Raw genomic sequence first — 26631 nt, 5'->3', positions numbered from 1 at the left:
GCTCAAACGCCTGTCGATACTAGCCATCGTTCCAAACAGACCGGGCCAGCTCAATCTATGCGAATGCGCCTTATGTTGTTGGGCGGCGGGAATGCCCTCGGGCAGGCGCTGATTCGCCTCGGTGCAGAGGAAGACATCGGTTTCCTCGCCCCCAAACCGCCCCAAGACGGCTGGGATGCCGCGAGCCTTACCCAATTGCTCGACGACACCCGTCCCGATGCGTTGATCAACCTCGCCTACTATTTCGATTGGTTCCAGGCCGAAACGGTCAGCGAAAGCCGTCTGGCCGCCCAGGAGTCGGCGATCGAACGCCTGGCCGAACTGTGTCAGCACCACAGCATCACCTTGCTGCAACCGTCCAGCTACCGCGTGTTCGATGGCTCCCGCGCCACTGCCTACAGCGAAAAGGACGAGCCGGTGCCCCTGGGCCTGCGCGGCCAGGCGTTGTGGCGTATCGAACAGAGCGTGCGCGCCACCTGCCCGCAGCATGTGTTGCTGCGCTTTGGCTGGCTGCTGGATGACAGTGTCGACGGCACCCTCGGGCGTTTCCTGGCGCGGGCCGAGCAGACTGAAGAACTGTTGATGGCGGACGACCGCCGCGGCAACCCGACGCCGGTGGACGATGCGGCGCGGGTGATCATCTCCGTGCTCAAGCAACTCGACTGCGCGGCGCCGCTGTGGGGCACTTATCACTACGCCGGTCACGAGGCGACCACGCCGTTGGCGCTGGGCCAGGCGATCCTCACCGAAGCGCGCAGTTTCCGTGCGCTGGTGATCGAAGCCCCCACCGCCCAGGCCCATGCGGCTCGGCCGGATGCCGGTGAAGAACCACAACACGCGGTGCTGGCCTGCAAGAAAATCCTCCACACCTTCGGCATCAAGCCGCGGGCGTGGCGAGCAGGGTTGCCGGCGTTGCTGGATCGGTTCTACCGCCGTAGCTGAAACACCCCAAAGCAAAATGTGGGAGGGTGCTTGCCCCCGATAGCGTGGCGTCAGTCAACAGATTCATTGACTGAGCCACCGCTATCGGGGGCAAGCCCCCTCCCACATTGGTTTTGCGGTGTTTGTTAAATATCGCTTAGAACTTGTAGCCGATACCAACCATGTAAACGAATGGATCAACGTCAACATTGACCTTGGCGCGAGTGCCTGGGCCCAGACCGTTGTTTTCCACGGTGGCCGTGGTGCTGATGTCGATATAACGGACCTGGCCGTTGATCATCCACTTGTCGGTGATCATGTAGTCAGCACCGATCTGTGCGGCCCAGCCCCAGGAGTTGTCGGCCTTGAAGTTGCTGAAACCGCTTTGTTTCGCGCTGCCGCTGAGGCTCTCGTCATAGATCCAGGTGTAGTTGATACCGGCACCCACATACGGTTGGAACTTCGAGGCGCTGTCCAGCGGGTAGTACACGACGCTCAGGGTTGGCGGCAGTTGTTTCAGGGAGCCGAGCTTACCGTTGGCTGCGCCTACGGAAGTGCCCTTGAGTTTCACGTCATGCGAGAACGGGGTGGCCGCCAGCAGTTCGATACCCCAGTGGCTGCTGAACATGTAGGCGAAGTTCAGACCCAGTTGCGTGTCGCTGCTCAAGGTCGCCTTGCCGCCCAGGTTGGCGCCGGTCGATGGGCCCTGGTCAACTTTGACGTTACCGCTGTCTGTGTTCGGGTTCACGGTAATCGCACCGGCACGAATCAGGATGTCACCGGCCTCGTAAGCGTGGGCAACGGGGGCGGCGAGGGCGAGCGCGAAGAGTGACGCGCCGAGCAGAGACTTATTGTTCATGGGAGCTCCAGAGGACGTTTAAAGGTTGTACATCCAATGGTAAAGATCGTTCCGTTCGGTCTTTTGACGCAGCTCAATGAATGGGTGATAAGCGCTATTCCGGCAATTCGTAGACGTAAATCTTCTCGGCATCCATCTGATAGCCGGCGTCGGCCAGCTCACTGGAGGACGGTTTGACCTGCATCACGCCCTCGATCCAATACGGCTGATACAGCTCGTCGAGTTTCACGCCGACTTCGCTTTTCACATGCACGATCTGGTTCGACGGCGGTGGCGGTACGTGAATGCACGCGCCGAAATACGGCACCAACAGGAACTCGGTGGTACGGCCTTCTTCACTGACTTCCAGCGGCACGATGTAGCCCGGCAGGCGGATATGCCGGCCGTCGAGGCTTGGCACCACCGGTGCGTTGGGCAAGTCCTGCTTGGCCGCTGGCGCGGCCTCCACCGATAACGCATCGGCCATTTTCGACAGGTCGTGCAGCGGTTTCATATTGGGGATTTCCGGCGGCGCGTCCGCCGGGATCATCTCCTGCCAGGACAAATCCTTGGGCTGATCCTCCGCCCAGGCGGGCGCGGCCAGCAGCAACAACAGGGCAAACAGGGCACGACGCATCGAAGCCTTCCTCATAAACGTATGGACAGGCCATCGGCCAAGGATTGTCGATAGGCCCGCCACGCCGGCACGCTGCCCATCAACAGCGCCGCCGCGAGGATACCGGCGAGCAAGCTCCATTCATACTCGCTGGGCCAGGCCATCGGCAGGTCCAGGCCGTAGTTGGCCTGCAGGTACCCGCGTGAAGCGGCGATGCACACGTACAGCAGACCCACGCCGGCGATCACACCGGACAGCGCCAGGGCGAAGGCTTCGAAGATCAGCAACGTCGCGATATGCCACGGCCGCGCGCCCACCGAACGCAGGATCGCCATTTCGCGACGACGCTCGTTGAGGCTGGTGAGGATCGCGGTGAGCATGCCGATCAAACCGGTCAGCACCACGAACAGCGAGATCACGAACAGCGCTTTTTCGGCGGTGCCCATCATGCTCCACAGCTCTTGCAGCGCCACGCCGGGCAGGATCGCCAGCATTGGTTCGCCACGGAATTCATTGATCTCGCGTTGCAGGGCGAAGGTGGAGATCTTGTTGTTCAAGCCGAGCATGAAGGCGGTGATCGCCTGCGGGGTCAGGTCCATGTTGCGCGCCTGATCGGCACTGATGCGGCCTTTGCCCTGGGCCGGCACGCCGTTGTGCCAGTCGATATGGATCGCCTCCATGCCGCCGAGGCTGATATGCAGTGTGCGGTCCACCGGGGTGCCGGTGCGCTTGAGGATGCCGACCACGGTGAACGGTTTGTCATCGTGCTTGACCAGGCTCACCACGGCCACGCCATGGGCCAGCACCAACTGATCGCCGAGCTTGTAGTGCAGCGCTTCGGCCACTTCGGCGCCGAGTACCACTTCGAACGGATCGGTGGCGAAGGCGCGGCCGCTGGCCAGTTCGAGGTGTTGCTTGCGGCCGTACTGGTAGTGCTCGAAATAGGATTCGTTGGTGCCCATCACCCGGTAGCCGCGATGGGAGTCGCCGAGGGAGATCGGAATCGCCCATTTCACCTGCGGGTTGGCGGCGAAGTGTTCGTAGCTGTCCCAACGGATATTGTTGGTGGCGTTGCCGATGCGGAACACCGAATACAGCAGCAGGTTGACCGAGCCGGAGCGCGCGCCGACGATCAGGTCGGTGCCGCTGATGGTGCTGGCGAAACTGTTGCGCGCTTCAACACGTACCCGCTCCACCGCCAGCAGCAGGCACACCGAAAGGGCGATGGCGAAGGCGGTGAGGATCGCGGTAAAGCGGCGGTTAGCCAGGCTGGCCATGGCTAGACGGAACAGATACATCTCAAACCTCTGCGGGCGTGGCGGCGCGATTGAGTTCGGCCAGCGACAGGTGACGGTCGAACAGCGGAGCCAGGCTCTGGTCATGGCTGACAAACAACAGGCTGGCGCCGGCCTCGCGGCATTCGGCGAACAACAGTTGCAGGAAGGCTTCGCGGGCGTCGTAGTCCAGCGCCGAGGTGGGTTCGTCGGCGATCACCAGCTCCGGCTGGCCGATCAGCGCACGGGCGGCGGCCACCCGTTGTTGCTGGCCGATCGACAGCGAGTCGGCGCGGCGCTCCAGCAGGGCGCTGTCCTTCAACCCCAGGTGCGCCAGCAACGCCGCGGCGGCCTGGTCGACACTGCCGTGGCGCTGCTTGGCCCGCTGCGCGCGCAGCTTGGAAAAGTGGCACGGCAACTCGACGTTTTCGCGCACCGACAGGAACGGCAGCAGGTTGAACTGCTGGAAGATGTAGCCGGTGTGGTCGACGCGAAAACGGTCGCGGGCACCGGCCGAGAGGTCGGTCAACTCCTGGCCGAGCAGACGGATGCTGCCTCGGCCGGGTGTCTGCACGCCGCCCAGCAGGCCGAGCAGGGTGGTCTTGCCACTGCCGCTGGGGCCCTTGAGAAACAGGGTCTCCCCCGGTTCCAGGCGGAACGCGGGGATGTCCAGCAACGGCGGGTGTCCGGGCCAGTTGAAGCCCAGGTCGGACAGTTCGATCAATGCGTGGCTCATGGCTACTCAGAACTTCAGGGTGGCTGCTGTGACCGTCGCTTCCACACCTTGCTGGCCGCTCGGGCCGATCAGTTGTACCTGAATTTTCTGGGTGGCGGGGAAGGTCTTGAACACTTGGCTCAGGTCGAGGTTGCTCAAGGCCGTCGGCGTGGCGCAGGTGAACTGGTAGTGGGCGTGGATTTCGCTGTGGTCGTGATGGTGCTCGTGGGCGGCCGCGTCTTTGTCGGCGGTGGCGTGGTCGTCATCGTCGTCATCGTGCTCGGCTTCAGGCTTGTCGCCGAACAGCGGGCTGTTGAGTTCCTGGGTGCTGACCACGCAACCGGCGGCCTTGGGCAGGTTGAACAGGGCGGCTGGGTTTTCCAGCTGTTTGCGCACGGCGGCGACCTTGGCTTTGTCGGCGGCGCTGGTGGCCGGGTGTTCGAACCCCACCAGGTTCATCGCCGGGCTGTCCAGCTCAAGCTCCAGGGCCTGGCCGTCGAGCACCGCGTTGAGACGGCCGACCCCGTGTTCATGGGCTCCCAGGCTGGCATGCTCATGATCATGCTCGTCAGCGGCGTGGGCGATAGCCAGTGGCAGCAGGGCAAACGGCAAAGCAAGCAGCAGACGGCGCATGGGGAAGCTCCAGAACATGAAATTTATGTTATGTGATCTTATAACAATAGTGTCGAGAGTTTGACCGTCCGCTTGGCGTTGCGCAAGCCGCATGGGAGCATGCCCGTCGGAAAAAATGCAGGAGTAGGGACGATGTTGCGGATTCGTGGAACTGTCGGCGACCTGCCGGTGGACTTGACTCTGGAGCTGGATGACGCTGATTGGGCACGCCTGCGCGCGCAGTTGCAGACGACGCCGGTGCCCAGCGCCACCGCTGCGCCGGCCGTTGCGGTCAAGCAGAACGATGACCTGTGGCAGAACGCCCAGGACCTGTTGCGCGCCGCCGGCCAGCTCAACGGGCTGGAATTGCTCGATCAACTGGAAGGACTGGCCGGCGACGCCGCGGCGGGCAAGCGCCTGCTGGTGCGCCTGCGCCATAGCGGCCAGGTCAAGGTCAGCAGCGGCGGTGATACGCCGCTCTATACCTGGATTGACCCGTTGTAGGAGCGAGCTTGCTTGCGAAGAGCGTCAATCACAACGCGCCCATCCTGAATGAATGCGGTGTCCTTGAGTTTTTCGCGAGCAAGCTCGCTCCTACAGGGCGATTAGTACAGCGCGGCGAACAGCTTGCGGCGGTACGCGGTCACCAGCGGGTGATCGTTGCCCAGCAGTTCGAACACCTGCAGCAAGGTCTTGTGCGGTAAGCCTTCGCTGTAGCTGCGGTTGCGGATGAACAGTTTGAGCAAGCCTTCCAGCGCGGCATCGTACTGCTGGCGTGCCAGTTGCTGAATGGCCAACTGATAGGCCGCTTCGTCGTCCTGCGGGTTTTGCGCCAGGCGGCTTTTCAGGTCGGCGGGGTCGGGCAGGTCGGCGGCCTGGCGCAGGAAGGTGATTTGCGCCTTGGCGCCAGCGAGGGCGGCCTTGTGCTCGTCGCTCTTGACGGCGTCGAGAACGGCCTGGGCTTCGCCCAATTCACCGCGTTCGGCCAGGCAGCGCGCGTACAGAATCAGCGCGCCGGCGTTGCTGTTGTCTTCGCCCAGCAGCGCGACCAGCACGGCTTCGGCTTCACTGATACGGCCCTCGGCAAACAGCGCCTGAGCCTGCTCCAGCGGGTCCGCCGCAGCCGGCGGCGGCATCTGCACGTGAGGTTCGAGCATCGCCCGCACCGCCGACTCCGGCTGCGCCCCGGCAAACCCGTCCACCGGTTGGCCGTCCTTGAACAGCACCACCGTCGGCAGGTTGCGAATACCAAAGCGCGCAACGATGTCCTGCTCGGCCTCGCAATCGACCTTGGCCAGCAGCAATTGGCCCTGATAACTCTCGGCGATCTTCGCCAGCATCGGCATCAACGCCTTGCACGGCGCGCACCACTCGGCCCAGAAGTCCACGAGCACGGGCTTTTCGAAGGAGTTCTGGATCACCGCCTGGTCGAACGTGGCGGTGGTGGCGTCGAAGATATACGGCGTGGGCTCACTCATGGGGCGTCTCGAATAAAGCGGGAATGGGGCAACTATAAGGGCTGGCGCAGGCTATCGGAAGCCGCATGGCGCTTCGCCGCGAGACATATGCCAAAAAGGGTCCTGATACCAGTCGCGAGGAAACCCCATCGCTTGCAAGCTGACGTCGGGAAACTCTCTGAGCAAGTGATACAGGCGCTCTCCCCAACGAGTGTGAGGGCTCACCATCTGCATCAGATGATTAAGAATGCACAGTACTGAAAAAATACGGGCATGCGGTCCTGGTTGAACCAGATGTGTGGGCCACGGAAAAATGGCTTTTTTCGGCAGCTCGGGACGAATCCCCAGTTCTCGATTCCACATTCGCGAATGATGGGCGCAGATGTTTCGGATAGTGGTCAGTGTGTGCAGCCAGGATTGCATCAGTGGTGCCGCCAGCCCAAGGCGCCTGGCGATGGCCTTTTTATCCATGTCTTTGGCCAGCCCTTTATATAAATGGGATAAATCACCCAACGTCAGCTCTTCCAGCATGGCCCAGCCCGGCATAAGAGCAGGATGGGCATAAGTTGTCGGGTAGTGACGGGCATAACTTTCCTTTGCCCTCTGGCGTTTAAGGAGGCTCTTTCTCTGGGCGTCTGCGCGCGATCTATCGATGCGCTCGCATTCGCGCTGGAAGTCACGTATTGCGGCGGACTGTTTGATGGACAGCGTCGTCAGCAGCCGCTGATGATCGAACGCCTGGTGGAACATCAATGGGTTGATATACCAGTGACTGCCATGGGTAGGGCCCATGTGGTTGCTGATGACAGCGCGTGATGCAATTTCGACTCTCTCAAGGGCATCCATGGTCAGTAAACGAAGCCGTCGATCAAAGTCGTAGAGGCGGGTTAACTGGCGAAATTGGATACCTGTGCGAAAGCAATGGTTGATATCTTCCGGTTGCTGGAAGGGCCGCATATAAGGGCTTAATCGGAAGAAACTGACCGACCGCAAAAAAAGCTCGGCACGAGCCTCATCCTGAATCGTCAACCCGCGGCGCTTGAGTAGTTCCAATTGGGCAGGAACGTCAATGGCGGGCTTGCTGAACCGCCTCATGCCCAAAAAGTACCGGTCATAAAAAACCCGCACAATTTGTGCTTGGCTACTGACGCAACCAGAGGCATGGCGGGTGTATTGCGGCGAAGGTTAGGTAGCCGCCCGACTTTTTGCAAGACTTTTGCATGGCCAGCAATGAATGGAATTGTTTGGAAAAGCATGCAGGTCGATTGTCCAAGCCGCGTGCGAAAGGAGGGCATTTTCCATGCCTCGCCTTTTGCTGTCTCAACCAATCCATTGCTGAAAATGTGTAACGCAGAGGTTTAACGCCGCGAATGGTACAGGCTCACCTTGCGAAACTCCCAAGGCTCGGCCAAGTCCGGCAATGTCAGGGCATCGAGTATCGCCAGGCGCTGATAATCCGGATGCTGAAAGTCCCGCACCCGCGAGTCCGCCACCAGTGCTTCACGCCCGCGCGTGAGGAACTGGTCGAGCAGCGGCAGGTTGGCGCGGTCGTAGAGCACGTCGGCCACCAGGATCAGGTCGAAGCGGTCGGCCTCGGCGAAAAAGTCCGTCGAATAGCCCAGTTCAACCCCGTTGAGTTCGGCATTCGCACGGCAGGACGCCAATGCCAGTGGGTCCAGGTCGCAGGCCACCACTTCCTGCGCGCCGGCCTTGGCGGCGGCAATCCCGGCGACGCCGGAGCCGGCGCCGAAATCCAGCACGCGCTTGCCCGCGACCCATTCCGGGTTCGCCGCCAGGTAGCGTGCGAGTGCCAGGCCGCTGGCCCAGCAAAAACTCCAGTAGGGCGGCTCATGCAGGATGCGCCGGGTTTCTTCGGGGCTGAAGGCGCGGTCCATGTTGTCGGCGTCGAGCAGCCACAACGCCAGGTCGGTGCCCGGCAACGGGCAGGGCACCAGCTGTGCGTCGCCGATCAGGGCGCTCAGCGCCCGTTGCAGGTCGAGCGGTGGCGTCATGGTGCCTTGACGAGTTGCAGGGGGCCGGTGGTCTGGGTGATGGCCTGGGTGATGCGTACTGCGGGCAGGTGCAGGATCAGTTGGCCGGACTGGCTGGCGCGCCCGCGCAGTTCGACCCGCGCACCGGCCGGGAACGCGTCGGGGCTGAAGCGCAGGCGGAAGGCCAGGGGCTTGCCGTTGCCGCTCAGCACGCTGCTGGCGAGCAGTTGTTGCGGGCGGCTGCGGTCGTCGATCACCAACAGCGCCATTTCGACTTCGGCGCCGGCGGGCACGTTGGTCAGGCTGCCGTTGATCTCACGCTGGTAGGCCGGCAGCGGGCCGAGGTCTTCGATGCCGGGGACTTTTTTCTCTTGCGCCGGCTGAGGCTGCGGCGTCGAAGGTTTTGGGGCTTCGCTGCTGCAGGCGACCAGAAAACCGAACAAGGTGAGTAAAACGAGTGGTCGTAACTGCATGTACGGCTCCAGAAAGGACAAAATCCGTGGCTTAAAAAACAGGAAACATAATCGTCAGCCTATATACCGTAAAGGCTATGGCTTGTCTTGCCACGGGGATGCGCTACCATGGCCCTCCCTTTTTTTGTTGCCTGCCACCATGCACTGTCCCTTCTGCGGTGCCAACGACACCAAGGTCATTGACTCGCGTCTGGTCGCCGAGGGCGATCAAGTGCGTCGCCGGCGCGAATGCCTGGCCTGCGGTGAACGTTTCACCACCTTCGAAACCGCCGAACTGGTATTGCCGCGCCTGATCAAATCCGACGGCAGCCGCCAGCCTTTCGACGAAGACAAATTGCGCGCCGGTATGCAGCGCGCCCTGGAAAAACGCCCGGTGAGTGTCGAGCGGCTGGAGGCGGCGCTGGCGCATATCAAGCACAAGTTGCGCGCGACCGGCGAGCGCGAGGTCAAGTCCCTGGTGGTTGGAGAGCTGGTGATGGGCGAGCTGCAAAAGCTCGACGAAGTCGCCTATATCCGTTTCGCTTCGGTGTATCGACGTTTCCAGGACCTCAATGAGTTCCGCGAAGAGATCGACCGCCTGGCCCGTGAGCCGATCAAAAAATGAACCCACCGTCTGCTGAACAGGCCATCCTCGACGCCCATTACATGGCCCGCGCCCTCGAACTGGCGCGCAACGGCCTGTACACCACCCATCCCAACCCGCGTGTGGGGTGTGTGATTGTGCGCGATGGGCAGATCGTCGGCGAAGGTTGGCATGTACGTACCGGCGAGCCCCATGCGGAAGTGCATGCCTTGCGCGCGGCCGCTGACAAAGCCCGCGGCGCCACGGCCTATGTCACCCTGGAACCCTGCAGCCATTACGGCCATACCCCGCCGTGCGCCGATGCGCTGGTGAGTGCCGGGGTGGCGCGGGTGGTCGCGGCGATGCAGGACCCCAACCCGGACGTCGCCGGGCGCGGTATGCAGCGTTTGGCCCAGGCCGGCATCGAAGTGCGCAGCGGTGTGCTCGAAGTGGAAGCGCGGGCGCTCAATAAAGGTTTCCTCAAGCGCATGGAACACGGCCTGCCGTTTGTGCGGGTCAAGCTGGCGATGAGCCTGGACGGCCGCACCGCGATGGCCAGCGGCGAGAGCCAATGGATCACCGGCCCCGCCGCCCGCGCCGCCGTGCAGCGCCTGCGCGCCGAGGCCAGCGTAGTGCTGACCGGCGCCGACACCGTGCTGGCCGATGGTGCGCGCCTGACCGTGCGCGCCGCCGAACTCGGCCTGGACGCAGAAACCACCGCGCTGGCCATGTCGCGTCCGCCGCTGCGCGTATTGATCGACGGCCGCCTGCGGGTGCCGCTCAATGCGCCGTTCTTCAAGGCCGGCCCGGCGCTGGTCATCACCTGTGTCACTGCGGAAAACCAGTTCCCCCGTGGCCCCGAGTGCCTGGTGGTGCCCGGTGTCGATGGCCAGGTCGACCTGCGCTCGGCGCTGGTGGCGTTGGCGGCCCGTGGCGTCAACGACGTGCTGGTGGAAGCCGGGCCAAGCCTGGCGGGCGCGTTCGCCCAGCAGGGCCTGGTGGACGAATACGTGATTTTCGTCGCCGGCAAGTTCCTCGGCTCCGCAGCCCGGCCTTTGCTGGACTGGCCGCTTGAGAAACTGGCCGACGCGCCCCAACTCAAGATCACTGAAATGCGCGCTGTGGGCGATGACTGGCGAGTCACTGCCATCCCTGTGCCAGCAGCGAGCGTATAATTCTGACCGGGCGCTCAAACGCCCGCACCGTTTTCCAGGAGAAGGCCATGTTCACCGGCATTATCGAATCCATCGGCAGCATCCGTGCCATGACCCCCAAGGGCGGCGACGTGCGCCTGCTGGTTGACACTGGCAAGCTCGACCTGGGCGATGTCAAGCTGGGCGACAGCATCGCCGTCAGCGGCGTGTGCCTGACCGTCGTCGACTTGCCGGGCAACGGCTTTGCCGCCGATGTCAGCCGGGAAACCCTGGACTGCACGGCGATGAGCGACCTCAAGGCCGGCAGCCCGGTCAACCTGGAAAAAGCCCTGACCCCGACCACGCGCCTGGGCGGTCATCTGGTCAGCGGCCATGTCGACGGCGTCGGCGAAGTAGTGGCGCGCAGCGAAAACGCCCGCGCCGTGGAGTTCCGCATCCGCGCGCCCAAGGAGTTGGCCAAATACATCGCCCACAAAGGCTCGATCACCGTCGATGGCACCAGCCTGACCGTGAACGCCGTGGATGGCGCCGAATTCGCACTGACCATCATTCCCCACACCCTGAGCGAAACCATCATGGCGTCGTACCAGCCAGGTCGCCGGGTGAACCTGGAAGTCGACTTGCTTGCCCGTTACCTGGAGCGCCTGCTTATGGGCGATAAGGCCGCAGAGTCTGACTCTCGACAAAAGCCTGCCAGTAACATCACCGAAAGTTTTCTGGCCGCTAACGGCTACCTGAAATCCTGACCAAGGGGGTGCCCTGTGGCGCTCAATAGCATCGAAGAACTGGTTGAAGATATCCGCCAAGGCAAGATGGTCATCCTGATGGATGACGAAGACCGTGAGAACGAAGGCGACATCATCATGGCCGCCGAGGCGTGCAAGCCGGAGCACATCAACTTCATGGCCAAGCACGCCCGTGGGTTGATCTGCATGCCCATGAGCCGCGAACGCTGCGAGTTGCTCAAGCTGCCGCTGATGGCGCCGCGCAACGGTTCCGGGTTCGGCACCAAGTTCACCGTATCGATCGAGGCCACCACCGGCGTGACCACCGGGATCTCCGCCGCCGACCGTGCGCGCACCGTGCAAGCGGCCGCCGCGAAAGACGCCAAGGCCGAAGACATCGTCAGCCCGGGCCACATCTTCCCGCTGATGGCCCAGCCGGGCGGCACCCTGGCCCGCGCCGGCCACACCGAAGCCGCCTGCGACCTGGCGCGCATGGCCGGTTTCGAGCCGAGCGGGGTGATTTGCGAAGTGATGAACGACGACGGCACCATGGCCCGTCGTAGCGAACTCGAAACCTTTGCCGCCCAACACAACCTCAAGATCGGCACGATTGCCGACCTGATTCACTACCGGATGATCCACGAACGTACCGTTCAGCGGATTGCCGAGCAGCCGCTGGACAGCGAACTGGGCCAATTCAACCTGGTGACCTACCGTGATTCGGTGGAAGGCGACGTTCACATGGCGCTGACCCTGGGCACCATCTGCGCCGACGAACCGACCCTGGTGCGCGTGCATAACATGGACCCGCTGCGCGACCTGTTGATGGTCAAGCAACCCGGGCGCTGGAGCCTGCGCGCCGCGATGGCCGCGGTGTCCGAGGCCGGCAGCGGGGTGGTATTGCTGTTGGGCAACCCGGTGGATGGCGACGTATTGCTCGCGCATATTCGTGAGTCCGCCGAGCAAACCCAGGTCAAAACGCCGACCACCTACAGCATCGTCGGTGCCGGTTCGCAGATCCTGCGTGACCTCGGCGTGCGCAAAATGCGCCTGATGAGCGCACCGATGAAATTTAATGCGATATCCGGTTTCGACCTGGAAGTTGTAGAATACGTGCCCTCCGAATAAAGGCTGGCGATTTTCGCCCCTTGTTCGCGGTTAAATCATCACTGAGGGACGCACTTTTCGCGTCCCGGCTCTTTAAGAGATTTGTCGAATGACCCTGAAGACCATCGAAGGTACCTTCATCGCCCCCAAAGGCCGCTATGCCCTGGTGGTTGGCCGCTTCAACAGCTTCGTGGTTGAAAGCCTGGTAAGCGGTGCCGTGGACGCCCTGGTTCGCCACGGTGTGAGCGAGAGCGACATCACCATCATCCGTGCCCCTGGCGCCTTCGAAATTCCACTGGTTGCGCAAAAAGTTGCGCAACGGGGTGAATACGCGGCGATCGTCGCCCTGGGCGCGGTCATTCGTGGCGGTACGCCGCACTTCGAATACGTGGCTGGCGAATGCACCAAGGGCCTGGCCCAGGTGTCCATGGAGTTCGGCGTACCGGTTGCATTCGGCGTGCTGACCGTGGATTCGATCGAACAAGCCATCGAACGTTCCGGCACCAAGGCCGGTAACAAAGGTGCTGAAGCTGCCCTGTCCGCCCTGGAAATGGTCAGCCTGCTGGCGCAGTTGGAGGCCAAGTGATTTCCGACGAGAGCGATCGTTTCAACCCGCGCGACCCACGCCCAGCCGACGCCGGCAAGCCGTCCAAGAGCGTCAAGCGTCGCGAAGCGCGTCAGCTTGCGACCCAGGCGCTGTATCAGTGGCACATGGCGAAAACCTCGCTGAACGAAATCGAAGCGCAATTTCGCGTCGATAACGATTTCAGTGACGTCGATGCCAGCTACTTCCACGACATCCTGCACGGCGTCCCGGCCAATAAGACCGAGATCGACATCGCGCTGGCACCGTGCCTGGACCTGACCCTCGACGAGCTGGACCCGGTTGAACTGGCCGTACTGCGCCTGTCCACCTGGGAACTGCTCAAGCGCGTCGACGTGCCGTACCGCGTGGTGATCAACGAAGGCATCGAACTGGCGAAAGTCTACGGTTCGACCGACGGTCACAAGTTCGTCAACGGCGTGCTCGACAAGCTGGCCCCGCGCCTGCGCGAAGCCGAAGTGAAGGAACACAAGCGCTGATCCGCGCTTGAGTTCTCGATGGGCGAGTTTGAGCTGATCCGCAAATACTTCGCCGCCGCGCCTTGTGCGCAGGGCGGCGAGGGCATTGCCCTGGGGATCGGCGATGACTGCGCCTTGCTGGCGCTCCCCGCCGGGGAGCAGTTGGCAATCTCCACCGATACCTTGGTGGCCGGCGTGCATTTCGCCGACCCCTGTGATCCGTTCCTGCTCGGCCAGCGCTCGCTGGCCGTGGCGGTGAGCGATCTGGCCGCCATGGGCGCCGACCCCATCGCGTTTACCCTGGCCCTCACAACCCCCACCGTCGATGCCGATTGGCTGCAACGCTATGCCCAGGGTTTGAACGCCATGGCGCAGAGCTGCCGCGTGGGCCTGGTCGGCGGCGACACCACGCGCGGGCCGCTGAGCCTGACCATGACCGTGTTCGGCCGTGTGCCGGCCGGGCAAGCGTTGACCCGCAGCGGTGCGCGGCCGGGTGACTTGCTGTGTGTGGGCGGGGAATTGGGCAACGCGGCGGGAGCGCTGCCGTTGGTGCTGGGCCAGCGCAGCGCCGAGGCCGGCATCGCCGACCCGCTGCTGGCGCATTACTGGTCGCCGCAACCGCAGTTGGCCCTGGGCGTTGCCCTTCGGGGCAAGGCGACGTCTGCAATGGATATTTCCGACGGGCTCCTGGCCGATTGTGGGCATATCGCTAAGGCATCGGCTGTCAGCCTGCTGGTCGAGCGCCAGCGACTGCCGTTATCCAAGGCCTTGCTCGCGTTTGTCGGCGATGACGCGGCGCGGGTGGCGGCCTTGAGTGGCGGCGACGACTATGTGTTGGTGTTCACCCTGCCACCGGCCGCGCTGGCACCGTTGCTGGCGGGCGGCTGGCCGGTGCATGTGATCGGCCGGGTCGAGGCGGGGCAGGGCGTGACGCTGCTCGACGCGAACGGGCGCGACATCACCCCGGCCGTTCGCGGTTATCAACATTTTCGCGAGACGCCCTGAGTCAGCATTCAGACCTGCATAGAACCGAGACGAAGGCCAATCGAGCCGATTGATCTTTATCAACGATAATTCAGCTTAAGCGTCTGTAGGAACGTGCTGTTACAATGCCCGCCTCTGTGAAATCTGAAATCAGGAGCACACGGTGCCCGTCGTTTTCGTCGCTGCTTCCAAGCTGCCTACCCCTTTTGCCATGTTCACCATGCATGGCTTCCTCGAAGAAGCCAACGGGCGCGAGCACGTCGTGCTCAGCCTGGGCGATATCGCCGATGGCGCGCCGGTACTGGGCCGCATCCACTCCGAGTGCCTGACCGGCGACGCGCTGTTCAGCCAGCGCTGCGACTGTGGTTCGCAACTGGAAGCGGCGATGCGCGCCATCGCCCATGAAGGCCGCGGCATCTTGCTGTACTTGCGCCAGGAAGGTCGTGGCATTGGCCTGCTGAATAAAATCCGCGCCTACGAGTTGCAGGACGGCGGCGCGGACACCGTTGAAGCCAACGAGCGCCTGGGCTTTGCCGCCGACCAGCGTGACTACGGCATCTGCCTGCCGATGCTGGAGCACCTGGGCGTGAAATCCCTGCGCCTGATGACCAACAACCCGCGCAAGGTCAAAGCCTTGACCGAGATGGGCATCACCGTCGCCGAGCGCGTGCCGCTGCACACCGGGCACAACCCGCACAACAAGCTCTACCTGGCGACCAAAGCCAGCAAGCTCGACCACATGATGGGTAACGAGCACCAGGGCGAGGTCGACCGCGCGTGACTCGAGGCCAGGTGAAACGGCGACTGTCCTTCAATTGGTGGCAGTACCTGGCGCTGGCGTTGCTGCCATTGTTCGTGATCAACCTGGTGTTCGCTCAGGCCGAACCGCTGTTGCCGGTGCTGGCCATGCCGTTCTTCATTGCCGGCGTGGCCTCGATGTTTCTCAGCCTGCGCTATTTTCATGGTTATAAACATGCGTTGATCGCCACCTCTAAAGCCCTCGATACCGCAGAAGAGCCGGCGGCCTGGATCACCCTCGCCGCCCGTCGGCGCACGGCGTTGCTGATTGCCTCCGTGCCCGCCTGGGTCGGTGCGCTGGCGGTATTCGTCGGCCTGGAAGCGGTGCCGTTGTTCCTGCTGGCATTGTCGACCCTGGTGTTGTTTTACCTCTACCGCATCCCGCGTCAATTGGGATGAAGTCTCGCTGGCTGGCGCTCCTGCTGCTGGCGTTCGCTGCCCAGGCCCTGGCGGTCGAGCGGGTGGTCAGCCTGGCGCCGTCGCTGTCGGAAATCGTGGTTGAACTGGGCGCTGCCGACCTGTTGGTGGGCGTGCTCGACGGCGGCGAGCGGCCAGCGGCGCTGGCGAAGGTCGCGTCGGTCGGGCGCTATGGGCAATTGAACATCGAGCGCTTGCTCAGCCTCAAGCCCGACCTGATCCTGCTCTGGCCCGGCAGCATCGGCCCGGCCCAGCGTGAACAGTTGCAGCGCCTGAATATCCCGGTCTACGTCGCCGAACCCCATAACCTCGAACAACTGACCCAGCAGGTCCAGGCCATCGCCGAGCAACTGGGGCGCGCCGACGCCGGCCGGCAATTGTCTGCGCAGTTGCGCCAGCGCCTGGCCGGGTTGCGCCAGCGCTATCAGCGTGCCGAACCCTTGCGGGTGTTTTACCAAGTGTGGAGCCCGCCTTTGTACACCGTGGGCGGTGGGCAGATCATCAGCGATGCGCTGAGTGTGTGCGGCGCGCGCAATGTGTTCGACGACCTCACGCTGCCCGCGCCGCAGGTCAGCGTCGAGTCGGTGCTGCAGCGCAACCCCGAGGTGATTCTGGCGGCGGATCAACCGCAGTTGGATGCCTGGAAAGCCTGGCCGCAGCTGGCGGCGGTGGCGCAGGGGCGTTTGCTGTTGGTGCCGGACAAAGGCCTGGAACGGCCGAGCGGGCAGATGTTGGAAGCCTTGGCGCGGTTGTGTCAGGTGATTGCGCCGAACCGCTGACGCAATCGCAGGCACGCCGACGTTTCTATCAGAGCGTCGGCGTCCAGGTCACGCCAACCCTCCACACCCGACCTTCTTCCCGATAGTCCTGATTGTTCAGGAACGCCGGATCGTCATAGCTGTAACGTGCCCGAGCGTAAGTCTTGTCCAGCACGTTATCGACTTTCAGCGACAACGCCACTTCCCGGCTGAGCGCCCAACTGCTGCGCAGCCCGAGCAAGGCATAACCGCCCAGGCGATTGCGATTGGCTTCGTCGTCGTAGCTGCTGCTGATCGCCTGCCAGCTCGCACCGACGCCGAGTTGATCGAATTGCCGATCCAGGTCCAGGTTCAGGGTGCGCCGCGCACGGCGGGCGAGGGTGTGGCCGCTGTCGCGGTCGCGCGGGTCGATCAGCGAAACGCCCAGGTTGCCCTGCCAGCCGAACAGCTCGTGCTTGAGCGCGGCTTCAAAACCATTGATCCGCGCCGCTGCGACGTTCTGCGGTTTGCCGCCGTCGAGAATGATCGCGTCGCTCAAGTCGGTGCGGTACAGCGAGGTTTCCAGGCGCGTGTGGTCGCCGAGCTGGCTGCGCCATTGCAGCTCGTAACTCTTGGAGGTCTCGGGCTGAAGATTCGGGTTGCTGTACTGCGTGTCCGGGTAATAGAGGTCATTGAAGGTCGGCGCACGGAAGCCTTCGCTGTAGCTGAGCAGCACATCGTTGTCGGGGTTGATCGGCACGGTGAGGGTGCCGCTCCAGCTGTTCTGGCTGCCAAACTGTTGGTTCTGGTCATGGCGCAGGCCCAGTTCGGTGGAAAACCACTCGCTGCGGAAACGATGCTGCACAAACGCGGCGCGGTTCCAGCGGCTGTTTTCGGTAAACGTGGTGGAGCCGTGGAAGCGGTCTTCGTACCAGTCGCCGCCGAGGATCAAGCTGTTGCGCTCATTCAGGGTCAGGTCGTTCTGCCAGTTGACAGAGTCGCGGTAGGTGTTGAATACGCTGAAGTCATCGCTGAGGGTATCGCGCTTGGTGTCGCGGTTCTCGCTGTGGCCCAGTTCCAGGCGCGATTGCCAGCGTTCGCTGAGGCGGGCGTCGACATAGCCGCTGGCGCTGCTCACGGCGTAGTCGGTGTAGGGTTTCTGGCCGACGCTCTGGCCGGTGGCGACGTCGTAGCGGCCGAAGCTGTTGTCGTACTCCGACTTGCCGCGGCTATCCAGCAGGTTGAAACCGGCTTCCAACGCGTCACTGAAACTGTGGCTGAGGTTCAGGCTGACGGACTGGTTGCGGTAGGCATCATGGTCGCCATCGCTGGGAAACGAGGTGTGTGTCGAGTTGATGCCGGCGCTTTCATCCAGGCTCGCGCCCAGGTTGAAGCGCGTGTGTTCGTCGCCGCCGGACAGCCCGAGGCTACGCTCCCAGCTCTGGTGGCTGCCGAAGCCCAGCCGCAGGCGCGGCTGCAGGCCCTGTTCGGCGTTGCGCCGGGTAAACACCTGGATCACCCCGCCAATTGCATCGCTGCCGTAGATCACCGAGCGCGAGCCGCGCAGCACTTCGACGCGCTCGATCTGGTCCACATTCAGGTATTGCAGGCCGCTGTCGCCGGAGGTGGCGTTGGCGATGCGCTGGCCGTCCACCAGCACCAGGCTTTGCGCGGACTTGGTGCCGCGCAGGTAGATGCCCGGCAAACTGCCACGGCCGCCGGTGGGCGCCACTTGCACACCGGGCACGCGGCTGAGCAGGTCGGTCAGGCTGGTCGGTTGCAGGCGGTCGATGTCGTCGCGGGTGAAGACGGTGTTGGCGGCGCTGCTGTCGTTGCGCGCCTGGACCTGGCGGTTGGCGCTGATGACCACGTCGGGGAGTTTCAGCGCGGCGTCGCGGCTGTCGGCGAGCAGGTCGTGGGCTGGCAGAAGCAGCAAGGGCAGGGCAAGGCGCAGGTGATTCATAGAGCGGTCCATAGCTTTTTGTAGGAGCGAGCTTGCTCGCGAAAAACCTGAGGACGCCGCGTGCATACAGAGTGCACGCGTCATCGTTGACGTTTTTCGCGAGCAAGCTCGCTCCTACAGAAGTCTCGGGGGGTTATAAACCCAGGAGTGTCATGCGTTCGCGGACCGACGCCTCGATACCCGCCTCGTCGAGCCCGCACTCGGCGAGCATCTGCGCCGGCTTGGCGTGTTCGACGTACACATCCGGCAAGCCCAGGTGCAGCACCGACTTGAGGATGTTCTCGCGCGCCAGGAACTCGCTGACCGCCGCACCGGCACCGCCCATGATGGCGTTTTCTTCGACCGTCACCAGCAGTTCATGGCCGGCGGCGATCTCGCGCACCAGTGCTTCATCCAGCGGTTTGACGAAACGCATGTCGACCACGGTGGCGTCGATCTTCTCGGCGACTTTCAGCGCTTCGGCCAGTTGCACGCCGAACACCAGGAACGCGGTCTTGCTGCCTTGGCGTCGCACAATGCCCTTGCCGATTTCGATCGGCGCCAGGTCTTTTTCGATCACTGCGTTCGGGCCGGTGCCGCGCGGGTAGCGCACGGCGGCCGGGCCGTTGTAGAGGTGGCCGGTGCTGAGCATCTTGCGCAGTTCGTTTTCGTCGCTCGGCGTCATCACCAGCATGCCGGGGATGCAACGCAGGTAGGACAGGTCGAAGCTGCCGGCGTGGGTCGGGCCGTCTTCGCCGACCAGGCCGGCGCGGTCGATGGCGAACAGCACGTCGAGGTGCTGCACCGCGACGTCATGCACCAACTGGTCATAAGCGCGCTGCAGGAAGGTGGAGTAGATCGCCACCACCGGCTTGGCGCCTTCGCAGGCCATGCCTGCGGCGAATGTCACCGCGTGCTGCTCAGCGATGGCGACGTCGAAGTAGCGCAGCGGGAAACGCTCGCTGAACGCCACCAGGTCGGAACCTTCCTTCATCGCCGGGGTAATCCCCACCAGGCGCGGGTCGGCGGCGGCCATGTCGCACAGCCATTCGCCGAACACACCGGAGTACTTTGGCCCGCTGGCTTTTTTCGGCGCGGCGGCGGGGGCGTCCAGGGGGTCGAGCTTGGTGATCGCGTGGTAACCGATCGGGTCGACTTCCGCCGGGGCGAAGCCTTTGCCTTTCTTGGTGACGATGTGCAGGAACTGCGGGCCTTTGAGGTCACGCATGTTGCGCAGCGTGGCGATCAGGGTCGGCAGGTCGTGGCCGTCGATGGGGCCGATGTAGTTCCAGCCCAGCTCTTCGAACAGCGTGCCGGGCACCAGCATGCCTTTGGCATATTCTTCGGTGCGGCGGGCGATTTCCCACGCGCCGGGCAAGCGCGACAGCACTTTCTTACTGCCTTCGCGCATGCTGGCGTAGGTCCGGCTGGAAAGGATCTTCGCCAGGTAGTTGGACAGGCCGCCGACATTGCGCGAGATCGACATGTCGTTGTCGTTGAGGATCACCAGCATGTTGGCGTCCACTTCCGGCGCATGGTTCAGCGCCTCGAAGGCCATGCCGGCGGTCAGCGCGCCGTCACCGATCACCGCAATCGCCTTGCGATCGCTGCCTTGCAGGCGCGAGGCGATCGCCATGCCCAGCGCGGCACTGATCGAGGTGCTGGAGTGGCCGACGCCAAAGGTGTCGTACTCGCTCTCCGAGCGACGCGGGAAGGCGGCGATGCCGTCCTTCTGGCGCAGGGTGCTCATGCGCTCGCGACGGCCGGTGAGGATTTTATGCGGATACGCCTGATGGCCTACGTCCCACACCAGCCGGTCGTCCGGGGTGTCGAACACGTAATGCAGCGCGATGGTCAGCTCGATGACGCCCAGGCCGGCACCGAAATGCCCACCGGTCTGGCCGACCGTGTAGAGCAATTCCAGGCGCAATTCATCGGCCAGGGTTACCAGCTCGGCTTCACCCAGACGACGCAGGCCGTCCGGCGTGACAGCACGGTCGAGCAGAGGCGTGGACGGGCGTTTGCGGGGAATCTCTTGAAACGTCGTGGGCATCAGGCGAATCGTTATAGGTATAGAAGAGGCGGCAGTTTACCTCAAGCATCGCAAACTGCCCACGCAGAGCACCGAACTTGACCGATATGTGGCTGTAATGGCCGCGGTTATCAGTGACGACGTTCGACGATGTACCGCGCCAGGTCTCGCAGGGGCTCGGCTGCTGCGTCGAAAGGTCGCAGGGCGACCAGGGCCTGGTCGCGCAGTTCCAGGGCGTAAGCCTTGGCGGCATCCAGCCCGAGCAGCGCAGGATAAGTCGGTTTGTCCCGTGCGATATCGGCGCCCTGGCGTTTGCCCAGGGTGGCGGTGTCACTTTCTACGTCGAGAATGTCGTCCTGCACCTGGAACGCCAGGCCGATGGCCCCGGAGTAAACCTGCAAGGCCGCCAATTGCGCGGCTTCGGCACGCCCACTGGCCAGGGCGCCCAGGTGGACGGCGGCTTCGATCAGGGCGCCGGTCTTGTGCCGATGCATGTGTTCGAGGGCCTGTTGATCGAGCTTCTGGCCCACCGAGCCGAGATCGATGGCCTGGCCACCGACCATCCCGGCGGGGCCTGCGGCGACCGCCAGGGTGGTGACCATGCGCAAGCGGATCTCGGCATTCACGCTGCTCAAACTCGGGTCGAGCAATGCGCTGAACGCCAGGCTTTGCAGGCCATCGCCGGCGAGGATCGCGCAGGCTTCGTCAAAGGCTTTATGGGTGGTCGGCTGGCCGCGACGCAGGTCATCGTCGTCCATCGCCGGCAAATCGTCATGCACCAGGGAATAGGCGTGAATCAACTCCACCGCGCAGGCCGCGCCGTTGGCCTGTTCGGCAGGCGCGCCGAGGGCTTCGCAGGCCGCATAGGCCAGCAACGGGCGCACCCGCTTGCCGCCATTCATCACGCTGTAGCGCATGGCCTCGTAGAGCCGTTTCATTTCCGGGCTTGGCGCAACAAACAAGGGCTCCAGCGCCGCATTGACCCGGGCTTGGCTACTGGCCTGATACGCGTCGATCATTCGGGCTGTTCCGCATCGAAAGGTTCTTCGGCCAACTCCCCGTCGCGTTCGAGCAACACCTGGACCTTCTGCTCCGCCTGCGCCAACGCGCTCTGGCAGTCGCGGGTCAGGCCGATGCCTTGTTCAAACGCCGTCAGCGAGTCTTCCAGCGACAACTCGCCGTTCTCCAGACGCTCGACCAGGGTTTGCAGGTCGGCGAGGGATTGTTCGAAATCGAGTGCAACTTTTTTGCGGGCCATGGCGGCTATTCCGGTAGACGGTAAACCGGCGCGACACTAGCAGACATGGGGGATGGGGGCAAATGAACGGGGCGACTGAGCCGATTGCGCGGTCGCCTGTTACTGCGCCGCCGCGGCGCGCAAATAGTTATACACACTGGCCCGGGAAATCTTGAAGTAGTCGCCGACGTAGTCGACAAAGTTACGCACATCCAGCAGGCCGTGCTCCCGCGCCTGCACCAGCACCTGGATGATTTCGCTACGGCCGAAATCGGCGGGTTTCAAATGATTTTCGGCGGCGAGGGTTTCGATGATCTCATTGAGTTTTTCCCGCCAATCGCCGCTGAACAGCGATTCTGGGCGCCCCTGGGACTGCTGGCCTACGGCAAAGCCGCTGATCAGTTTCTGCACTTGGGCCAGGGCGGTCACATCGAAGTTCAGGCACAGCAAGGCGCAGGGTTCACCGTTGGCGGCACGGGCGACGAGGGAGATCGAACGCAACTGACGGCTGTTGATCCCGGTCTTTTCATACGGCCCGACGGTGTCGGGTCCGGCAGCCAACTCAGCCAGGTCAGTGATCAGCGATTCATCCCCGACCTGACGTCGGGAAAAGCCATTGGCAATGTGGGCAATACGCCCGGTGTGCAGGTCGTGTACCACGGCTTCCAGGTCCGGATAGAGCAGGGCGGCGATGCCGTCGGCGGTTGCCTTGATGAATGCGATATCGACCATGGGTTAACCGGGCACAGGAAAAAGGAACGGTGATTGTACGCAGGCGTCCGAACAGTTGTCAGTCCACGGCCTGCATGCGCTGCACCGCGAGGGTCGCCAGTGCGATGTCCTGAGCGGCCAGGCCGGTCAGGTCGGCGATGGTCAGGTCATCGTCGCGGAAACGCCCGCGTGCCTTACCGGCCAGCACATGGCCGAGGGAAACGTCGGCCTGGTCGCTGATCAAATGGGCCCGTACTGCGTGGCTCATTTCGCCATGGTCCAGGCATTGGGCACGGTCATCGGTCATGAGCACCCGTGCCCTCTGCAGCAGCAACGGGTCCAGTTCCTGTTTGCCTGGGCTGTCTGCGCCCAGGGCGACAATATGAGTGCCTGTACGCACCACGTCGGCCGGTACGATTGCCTGGGTCGACGGCGTGCAGGTAATCACCAGATTGCACTGTGCGAAAACAGCCTCAATGCTGTCGGCTGCTTGGGCTTTCAACCCAGCTTGCTGCAGTGCGTTGGCGAGGTGTTGTGCCCGCTCGGGAGAGCGTCCCCAGATCACCACACGCTCGATTCCCAGCAGTTCGCAGGTCCAGCGCGCCTGCAGTTGCGCCTGATGCCCGCTGCCGAGAATGCCTAGCGCGCTCACCCGTGCGGGCGCCCCGGCCCGTGCGGCCAAGGCACCGGCGGCGGCAGTGCGGCAACTGGTCAGCCAGCCTTCGTCGTTGAGGATGGCGCGGGTCTTGCCGGTGTGAGAATCGAACACCAGCACCAGGCCATTATTGGTCTCCAGGCCGCGGGAAGGATTCTCATAAAAGCCCATGGCCAGCTTGACCACAAACACCGAACCGTCTTTCGCGTAGCCGGACTTGATATGACAGTCCCCCGGCGGGTTTTCAAACAACAACACCCCCGGCGGCGGGGCCACGATGCGGCCGTCGGCGTGACTGATCAATGCCTGTTCCACCGCGTGCAGCATGTCTTGGCGCGACAGCGCGGCGCGCAATGCACTGAGTTCGTAAACCGCCAGTGGCACCGCGCTCATCACGCACGCTCCTGCGGGGGAACGCAGGTTTTAAGCTTGAAGTCCGAGAGTGTGGTCATGGCGCGCTCCTGAATATCAACGGGACGAAAGCGCGACACTAACCTGATTTATATTTATTGTCTAATTTGTACTTATCGTGCAATTCTGGTTTGAGTGTTTAAGCATCGCGTCAAACTCGACCAGCCCGGCCTGCATCTTCTGCAGTGCCGCCATCTGCAGCGCCAGCTCCTCCTGCTTGCGGGCAATCGCCTGGCTCGCGCGCGCCCAGGGCAGCGCGTCGCCCTGGTGCCCGTGCAAAATGGCCTGTAGCTCCTTGAGCTTGAAACCCAGTTGCTGAGCACACTTGATCAACATCAGCAGCTCGACACTCTGCGCCGAATAGACCCGATACCGCCCCGCTCTCTGCGGGCTGGGAAGCAGGCCGATCGCTTCATAGTGACGAATCGCCTTGATGGTCGTGCCCGACAGTTGCGCCGCTTTGCCGATGAACATGAAAACGCCCTTTTCCAAATAATCCGCCGGCCCGCGTCAGCCAACGAGCGCGTTGCGCGGGCGTGGAACCCAGCACCGGCCCGAGCAACAAGGTCTTGGTCACCGTTATGCCGCAAAACGCCAGCGTCGTCTTGCGCATCAGATGAATGCCCGGCATGCGGTAGAACCAGCGGTAATACCATGGCGGCGTATCGAGCGTCACCAGCAAGTGTGCGGTTCGGCCATGCAGCAGCTTGTCGGGAAATGCCTTGCCTGCACGGTACTTGAAGGCGAAGCCTGGTAGGAAAACTCTATCGATAAAGCCCTTCATCAACGCCGGAATACCACCCCACCAAATCGGCAAGACAAACGCCAAATGGGTGGCCCACAGGATATCTGCCTGGGCACCGAGCAAATCGGCTTCCAGGGCTTGAATGTCGGTGTAACCGTGATGCAGCACCGGGTCGAAAGCCAGCGTGCCCAGCCGTAGGACGCGTACTTCATGGTCGGCGTTTTTGGCCGATTGGATGTAGGTGTCCGCCAGTGCCGAACAGAAACTGGTGCTGGAGGGATGGCCGAGGATGACCAGAATGCGCTGAGCCATGGGGATGAGTCCTGAAACGGGGTTGCAGGGTAGGGGCTGCCGTATAGGGGAGAGTCAAGGGCAATAGCACGATGCGGCTTGCCCCACGTTTTGCCCCGTTACTCATAAAACCCCGGTCTCAAGTGCTTGAGATTCGTCACCGATGAACAGCGGCTGGAACGTTTTGCTTGGCACGTAGCCGGTTATTTTTTTGTCATGTGTAAGGTTTTGAGGCGCATGTTCGGTGATGTGCATATTGATGTCGTTGGCGGCCTGCCGGCGTTTGCTACCAACGCTCTGGATCACGTGCCCCGTGGTCTGCCGACCCTCCTGCCGGGCGACAATCTCGATCAAGCAGTGGCGAAGTGCCAGGTCCCAGCAAACCTGTTCAATGGAATGCATGCGTTCCATCCCCTCGTGACGTGTGCGAATACTTTACCTGTATAAGTCTACATTCTAGACCTGTCGTCTATTGCTACATATCGTGTGGCTGTCGTTTAAACAAATCGAGTACACGCAAGGAAGTACGCATGACTATGGCAGAAGCAGTGTCGACAGGGGCATTGGTAGTGTTGGGGAGCATCCTGCTGGTGCTCCTGCTGCAATACTTGAGGCTGCGTGAACTCTGGAAAATGGCGCTTACCTGCCGCCGGAACGCGCGCTGGGGGCGGATCTATGAGGCTGAGAACCGGGAGTTGCGTTCTGCGCTGCGCGCTGAGAAGGCGCATATCAAGCAGTTGCAGAGGAAAGTCGGGCTTTTGCAAGGGGGGGTGACTGCGCAGGAGGAATAGGTAGAGAAGGATGTCTCGCTGATCACTTTTCAGACGAGAGCAGGAGCGTCAAAAACAATACCCGTTGGAGCCTATCCTCCCAACCGCTGCGCTTGACAGGGATGGTGGCAAAGTGCGATTGAGGCTTTAGGATTTTGGGTCCGGGGCGATAACCTTTTTTTTAGCGCGCCCTCTTTTGAGCGCCGCGTAGCGACGGAGAATAGAACAATGGCAAGTATGGAAGCTCAACTGGAAGAGCAGTTCGATAAGGAAATGGCGTCGGTCAAACGCCCGAACCTGATGATTGTTGGCGGCACCGGTGTTGGAAAGAGCAGCCTGATCAATCATATCTTCGGCAAAACGATTGCCAAGGTCGGTACCGGGCAGCCTGTCACTCGCGGTTGTCATCGCTACGAAGACGCCAACATCCCTCTGGTCATCTTTGATACCGAAGGTTATGAGGTGACAGAAGGCAAACCCTCGACAGGCAACTTTCGGGAAAAAATCATCCCGGAGATCAAACAGCGCAAGTTCAAGGCGCTGGATGAACAGATCCATCTCATTTGGTACTGCCTCAGCGTAGCCAACCACCGGGTTACTGATTTTGACCTGGACAACTTGCGATTGATTACCGGTGAACTGGATATTCCGGTGGCTGTGGTACTCACCCAGTGCGATGCCGAACCCGTCGATGATGAGGGCAACGGTGAGACTTCCCGGGCGTTTCGCAACGTGCTGCGCGAGCACGGTATTCATTGTGAGGTTTTCGAGACCTGTGCAAATAACCCCAGCCACGATCCAGAGCTGAAACTGGACCTTGAAAAGTTAATTGCCTGGTCGAGTGCATCACTCAAGGACGATGCGCTACGCCAGTCCTTCGTGGCTGCCCAGATCGCGTCGCTACCAGCCAAACGCAGCGAGGCGATGACCATCATCATGACCTACAGCGGCACCACCGCCGCCAGCGCCGGACTTAACCCGGTGCCGATGTCGGACGCGTTACTCATTGTGCCTCAGCAGATGGCGATGGCGGCATCGCTGGCCAAGCTCTACGGGTTTGGCTCGATGGGTGAAATGGCCGTCAGCCTGCTCAAGGGCCAGATCCTCAGCCTGGTGGGGCGTCAGTTGGCAGCCAGCCTGACCAAGATGATCCCCGTGCTTGGGCAGATCATTAACGCCGCTGTTGCCGGGGCGATCACCGGAGCGCTGGGCTTGGCCCTGGTCGAGGTCTATGAACGCGCCGTGGACGGCTACCTGAAGACAGGCAAGTCACCGGACTGGGCTCGCCTCTTTTCTAACGAGCAGTTCATGCAGGCGTTCAAGATTGCGCTGGGAAAATGGGGCAATCAAAAAGCTTGAAGCCACTTGGCGCACTCTGAAGGCCGTGGCGAGAG

The 26631-nt window shown here is 62.5% G+C and carries 31 protein-coding genes and 1 pseudogene; 14 read left to right on the top strand and 18 right to left on the bottom strand.

Annotation, left to right across the window (positions count from 1 at the left end):
* Positions 1 to 57: 57 nt before the first annotated feature.
* Positions 58 to 942, top strand: a complete 885-nt coding sequence (locus C8K66_RS18100) for a sugar nucleotide-binding protein (protein WP_026140363.1) — start codon at positions 58 to 60, stop codon at positions 940 to 942.
* Positions 943 to 1078: 136 nt separating this feature from the next.
* Here the strand turns inward: C8K66_RS18100 and C8K66_RS18095 are convergent, their stop codons facing one another.
* The 5 genes from C8K66_RS18095 to C8K66_RS18075 form a co-directional block, all read right to left on the bottom strand.
* On the bottom strand, positions 1079 to 1780 hold the full coding sequence (locus C8K66_RS18095) for an OmpW family protein (RefSeq protein WP_057005474.1): 702 nt from the start codon (positions 1778 to 1780) through the stop codon (positions 1079 to 1081).
* 94 nt (positions 1781 to 1874) lie between these two features.
* Positions 1875 to 2396 carry a DUF3299 domain-containing protein gene (locus C8K66_RS18090; RefSeq protein ID WP_046482555.1) on the bottom strand — a complete coding sequence of 174 codons (522 nt, stop codon included), beginning with the start codon at positions 2394 to 2396 and terminating at the stop codon, positions 1875 to 1877.
* An 11-nt stretch (positions 2397 to 2407) separates the two neighbouring features.
* On the bottom strand, positions 2408 to 3673 hold the full coding sequence (locus C8K66_RS18085; RefSeq protein WP_026140362.1) for an ABC transporter permease: 1266 nt from the start codon (positions 3671 to 3673) through the stop codon (positions 2408 to 2410).
* 1 nt (position 3674) lies between these two features.
* Positions 3675 to 4385, bottom strand: coding sequence for an ABC transporter ATP-binding protein (locus C8K66_RS18080; protein ID WP_057005475.1), 711 nt, complete (start codon positions 4383 to 4385; stop codon positions 3675 to 3677).
* Between the two features lie 6 nt (positions 4386 to 4391).
* Positions 4392 to 4997 carry a DUF2796 domain-containing protein gene (locus C8K66_RS18075; RefSeq protein WP_046381887.1) on the bottom strand — a complete coding sequence of 202 codons (606 nt, stop codon included), beginning with the start codon at positions 4995 to 4997 and terminating at the stop codon, positions 4392 to 4394.
* Positions 4998 to 5129: 132 nt separating this feature from the next.
* Here C8K66_RS18075 and C8K66_RS18070 point away from each other — a divergent pair, with 132 nt between their 5' ends.
* Positions 5130 to 5480: a hypothetical protein gene (locus tag C8K66_RS18070; RefSeq protein ID WP_046381888.1), complete on the top strand. Its 351-nt coding sequence runs from the start codon at positions 5130 to 5132 to the stop codon at positions 5478 to 5480.
* Positions 5481 to 5581: 101 nt separating this feature from the next.
* On the opposite strand, the gene trxA is transcribed toward C8K66_RS18070, so the two are convergent.
* The 4 genes from trxA to C8K66_RS18050 form a co-directional block, all read right to left on the bottom strand.
* Positions 5582 to 6454 (bottom strand): thioredoxin, encoded by an 873-nt coding sequence (gene trxA / locus C8K66_RS18065; RefSeq protein WP_057005478.1) that lies wholly within the window; start codon positions 6452 to 6454, stop codon positions 5582 to 5584.
* 51 nt (positions 6455 to 6505) lie between these two features.
* Positions 6506 to 7528 (bottom strand): Abi family protein, encoded by a 1023-nt coding sequence (locus C8K66_RS18060; RefSeq protein WP_108525563.1) that lies wholly within the window; start codon positions 7526 to 7528, stop codon positions 6506 to 6508.
* A gap of 263 nt (positions 7529 to 7791) precedes the next feature.
* On the bottom strand, positions 7792 to 8445 hold the full coding sequence (locus C8K66_RS18055) for a methyltransferase (RefSeq protein WP_108525561.1): 654 nt from the start codon (positions 8443 to 8445) through the stop codon (positions 7792 to 7794).
* Complete coding sequence (locus tag C8K66_RS18050; protein WP_017849582.1) at positions 8442 to 8897, bottom strand: YbaY family lipoprotein; 456 nt, start codon at positions 8895 to 8897, stop codon at positions 8442 to 8444. The genes C8K66_RS18055 and C8K66_RS18050 overlap by 4 nt, the downstream gene beginning before the upstream one ends.
* Before the next feature lie 139 nt (positions 8898 to 9036).
* On the opposite strand from C8K66_RS18050, the gene nrdR reads away from it, so the two are divergent.
* From nrdR to C8K66_RS18000, 10 genes are all read left to right on the top strand, one after another.
* Entirely contained in the window at positions 9037 to 9501 is a 465-nt protein-coding gene (gene nrdR, locus C8K66_RS18045) for a transcriptional regulator NrdR (protein WP_026140361.1), read from the top strand.
* The gene (gene ribD, locus C8K66_RS18040; RefSeq protein WP_046381891.1) at positions 9498 to 10634 is read left to right on the top strand and encodes a bifunctional diaminohydroxyphosphoribosylaminopyrimidine deaminase/5-amino-6-(5-phosphoribosylamino)uracil reductase RibD; all 1137 of its coding nucleotides are present in this window, start codon (positions 9498 to 9500) and stop codon (positions 10632 to 10634) included. Before nrdR ends, ribD begins: the two co-directional genes overlap by 4 nt.
* 47 nt (positions 10635 to 10681) lie before the next feature.
* Positions 10682 to 11359 (top strand): riboflavin synthase, encoded by a 678-nt coding sequence (locus C8K66_RS18035; protein WP_017849579.1) that lies wholly within the window; start codon positions 10682 to 10684, stop codon positions 11357 to 11359.
* 15 nt (positions 11360 to 11374) lie between these two features.
* A complete protein-coding gene (gene ribBA, locus C8K66_RS18030) occupies positions 11375 to 12466 on the top strand; it encodes a bifunctional 3,4-dihydroxy-2-butanone-4-phosphate synthase/GTP cyclohydrolase II (protein ID WP_046381892.1) in 1092 nt (363 codons plus the stop codon).
* 88 nt (positions 12467 to 12554) lie between these two features.
* Positions 12555 to 13031, top strand: coding sequence for a 6,7-dimethyl-8-ribityllumazine synthase (ribE, locus tag C8K66_RS18025; RefSeq protein ID WP_017849577.1), 477 nt, complete (start codon positions 12555 to 12557; stop codon positions 13029 to 13031).
* Positions 13028 to 13528 (top strand): transcription antitermination factor NusB, encoded by a 501-nt coding sequence (gene nusB, locus C8K66_RS18020; protein WP_017849576.1) that lies wholly within the window; start codon positions 13028 to 13030, stop codon positions 13526 to 13528. Before ribE ends, nusB begins: the two co-directional genes overlap by 4 nt.
* An 18-nt stretch (positions 13529 to 13546) precedes the next feature.
* Positions 13547 to 14512 carry a thiamine-phosphate kinase gene (gene thiL, locus C8K66_RS18015; protein WP_079444802.1) on the top strand — a complete coding sequence of 322 codons (966 nt, stop codon included), beginning with the start codon at positions 13547 to 13549 and terminating at the stop codon, positions 14510 to 14512.
* Between the two features lie 142 nt (positions 14513 to 14654).
* Complete coding sequence (gene ribA / locus C8K66_RS18010; RefSeq protein WP_017849574.1) at positions 14655 to 15272, top strand: GTP cyclohydrolase II; 618 nt, start codon at positions 14655 to 14657, stop codon at positions 15270 to 15272.
* Positions 15269 to 15688, top strand: a complete 420-nt coding sequence (locus C8K66_RS18005) for a nuclear fragile X mental retardation-interacting protein 1 (protein ID WP_046482536.1) — start codon at positions 15269 to 15271, stop codon at positions 15686 to 15688. Before ribA ends, C8K66_RS18005 begins: the two co-directional genes overlap by 4 nt.
* The gene (locus C8K66_RS18000) at positions 15685 to 16485 is read left to right on the top strand and encodes a cobalamin-binding protein (RefSeq protein WP_108525559.1); all 801 of its coding nucleotides are present in this window, start codon (positions 15685 to 15687) and stop codon (positions 16483 to 16485) included. The genes C8K66_RS18005 and C8K66_RS18000 overlap by 4 nt, the downstream gene beginning before the upstream one ends.
* Positions 16486 to 16513: 28 nt before the next feature.
* Here C8K66_RS18000 and C8K66_RS17995 read toward each other — a convergent pair whose 3' ends face one another.
* The 9 genes and pseudogenes from C8K66_RS17995 to C8K66_RS17955 all read right to left on the bottom strand — a co-directional run.
* Positions 16514 to 18406, bottom strand: a complete 1893-nt coding sequence (locus tag C8K66_RS17995) for a TonB-dependent receptor domain-containing protein (RefSeq protein ID WP_108525557.1) — start codon at positions 18404 to 18406, stop codon at positions 16514 to 16516.
* 133 nt (positions 18407 to 18539) lie between these two features.
* Positions 18540 to 20438, bottom strand: a complete 1899-nt coding sequence (dxs, locus tag C8K66_RS17990; protein ID WP_046381896.1) for a 1-deoxy-D-xylulose-5-phosphate synthase — start codon at positions 20436 to 20438, stop codon at positions 18540 to 18542.
* Positions 20439 to 20548: 110 nt separating this feature from the next.
* Positions 20549 to 21436 (bottom strand): (2E,6E)-farnesyl diphosphate synthase, encoded by an 888-nt coding sequence (gene ispA, locus C8K66_RS17985; protein ID WP_108525555.1) that lies wholly within the window; start codon positions 21434 to 21436, stop codon positions 20549 to 20551.
* On the bottom strand, positions 21433 to 21675 hold the full coding sequence (locus tag C8K66_RS17980; protein WP_003176346.1) for an exodeoxyribonuclease VII small subunit: 243 nt from the start codon (positions 21673 to 21675) through the stop codon (positions 21433 to 21435). Before C8K66_RS17980 ends, ispA begins: the two co-directional genes overlap by 4 nt.
* Positions 21676 to 21774: 99 nt before the next feature.
* Entirely contained in the window at positions 21775 to 22386 is a 612-nt protein-coding gene (locus C8K66_RS17975) for a transcriptional regulator (protein ID WP_017849568.1), read from the bottom strand.
* A 58-nt stretch (positions 22387 to 22444) separates the two neighbouring features.
* On the bottom strand, positions 22445 to 23413 hold the full coding sequence (locus C8K66_RS17970) for an ornithine cyclodeaminase (protein ID WP_108525553.1): 969 nt from the start codon (positions 23411 to 23413) through the stop codon (positions 22445 to 22447).
* Positions 23414 to 23533: 120 nt separating this feature from the next.
* A complete protein-coding gene (locus tag C8K66_RS17965) occupies positions 23534 to 23905 on the bottom strand; it encodes a MerR family transcriptional regulator (protein ID WP_057005484.1) in 372 nt (123 codons plus the stop codon).
* Positions 23844 to 24488 (bottom strand): NAD(P)H-dependent oxidoreductase, encoded by a 645-nt coding sequence (locus C8K66_RS17960; protein ID WP_108525551.1) that lies wholly within the window; start codon positions 24486 to 24488, stop codon positions 23844 to 23846. The genes C8K66_RS17965 and C8K66_RS17960 overlap by 62 nt, the downstream gene beginning before the upstream one ends.
* Positions 24489 to 24611: 123 nt before the next feature.
* Positions 24612 to 24878: pseudogene (locus C8K66_RS17955) on the bottom strand (WYL domain-containing protein); the annotation flags it as partial.
* Positions 24879 to 24997: 119 nt separating this feature from the next.
* On the opposite strand from C8K66_RS17955, the gene C8K66_RS17950 reads away from it, so the two are divergent.
* Complete coding sequence (locus C8K66_RS17950; RefSeq protein WP_046381900.1) at positions 24998 to 25258, top strand: hypothetical protein; 261 nt, start codon at positions 24998 to 25000, stop codon at positions 25256 to 25258.
* Positions 25259 to 25465: 207 nt separating this feature from the next.
* On the top strand, positions 25466 to 26596 hold the full coding sequence (locus tag C8K66_RS17945; RefSeq protein WP_046381901.1) for a YcjF family protein: 1131 nt from the start codon (positions 25466 to 25468) through the stop codon (positions 26594 to 26596).
* Positions 26597 to 26631 lie beyond the last annotated feature (35 nt).

Origin of the sequence: Pseudomonas sp. GV105 (assembly GCF_003058185.1) — a bacterium.
GTDB lineage: Bacteria > Pseudomonadota > Gammaproteobacteria > Pseudomonadales > Pseudomonadaceae > Aquipseudomonas > Aquipseudomonas veronii.
Note: the sequence above shows the minus strand (reverse complement) of the source record. Positions and strands in the feature narration are given on the sequence as shown.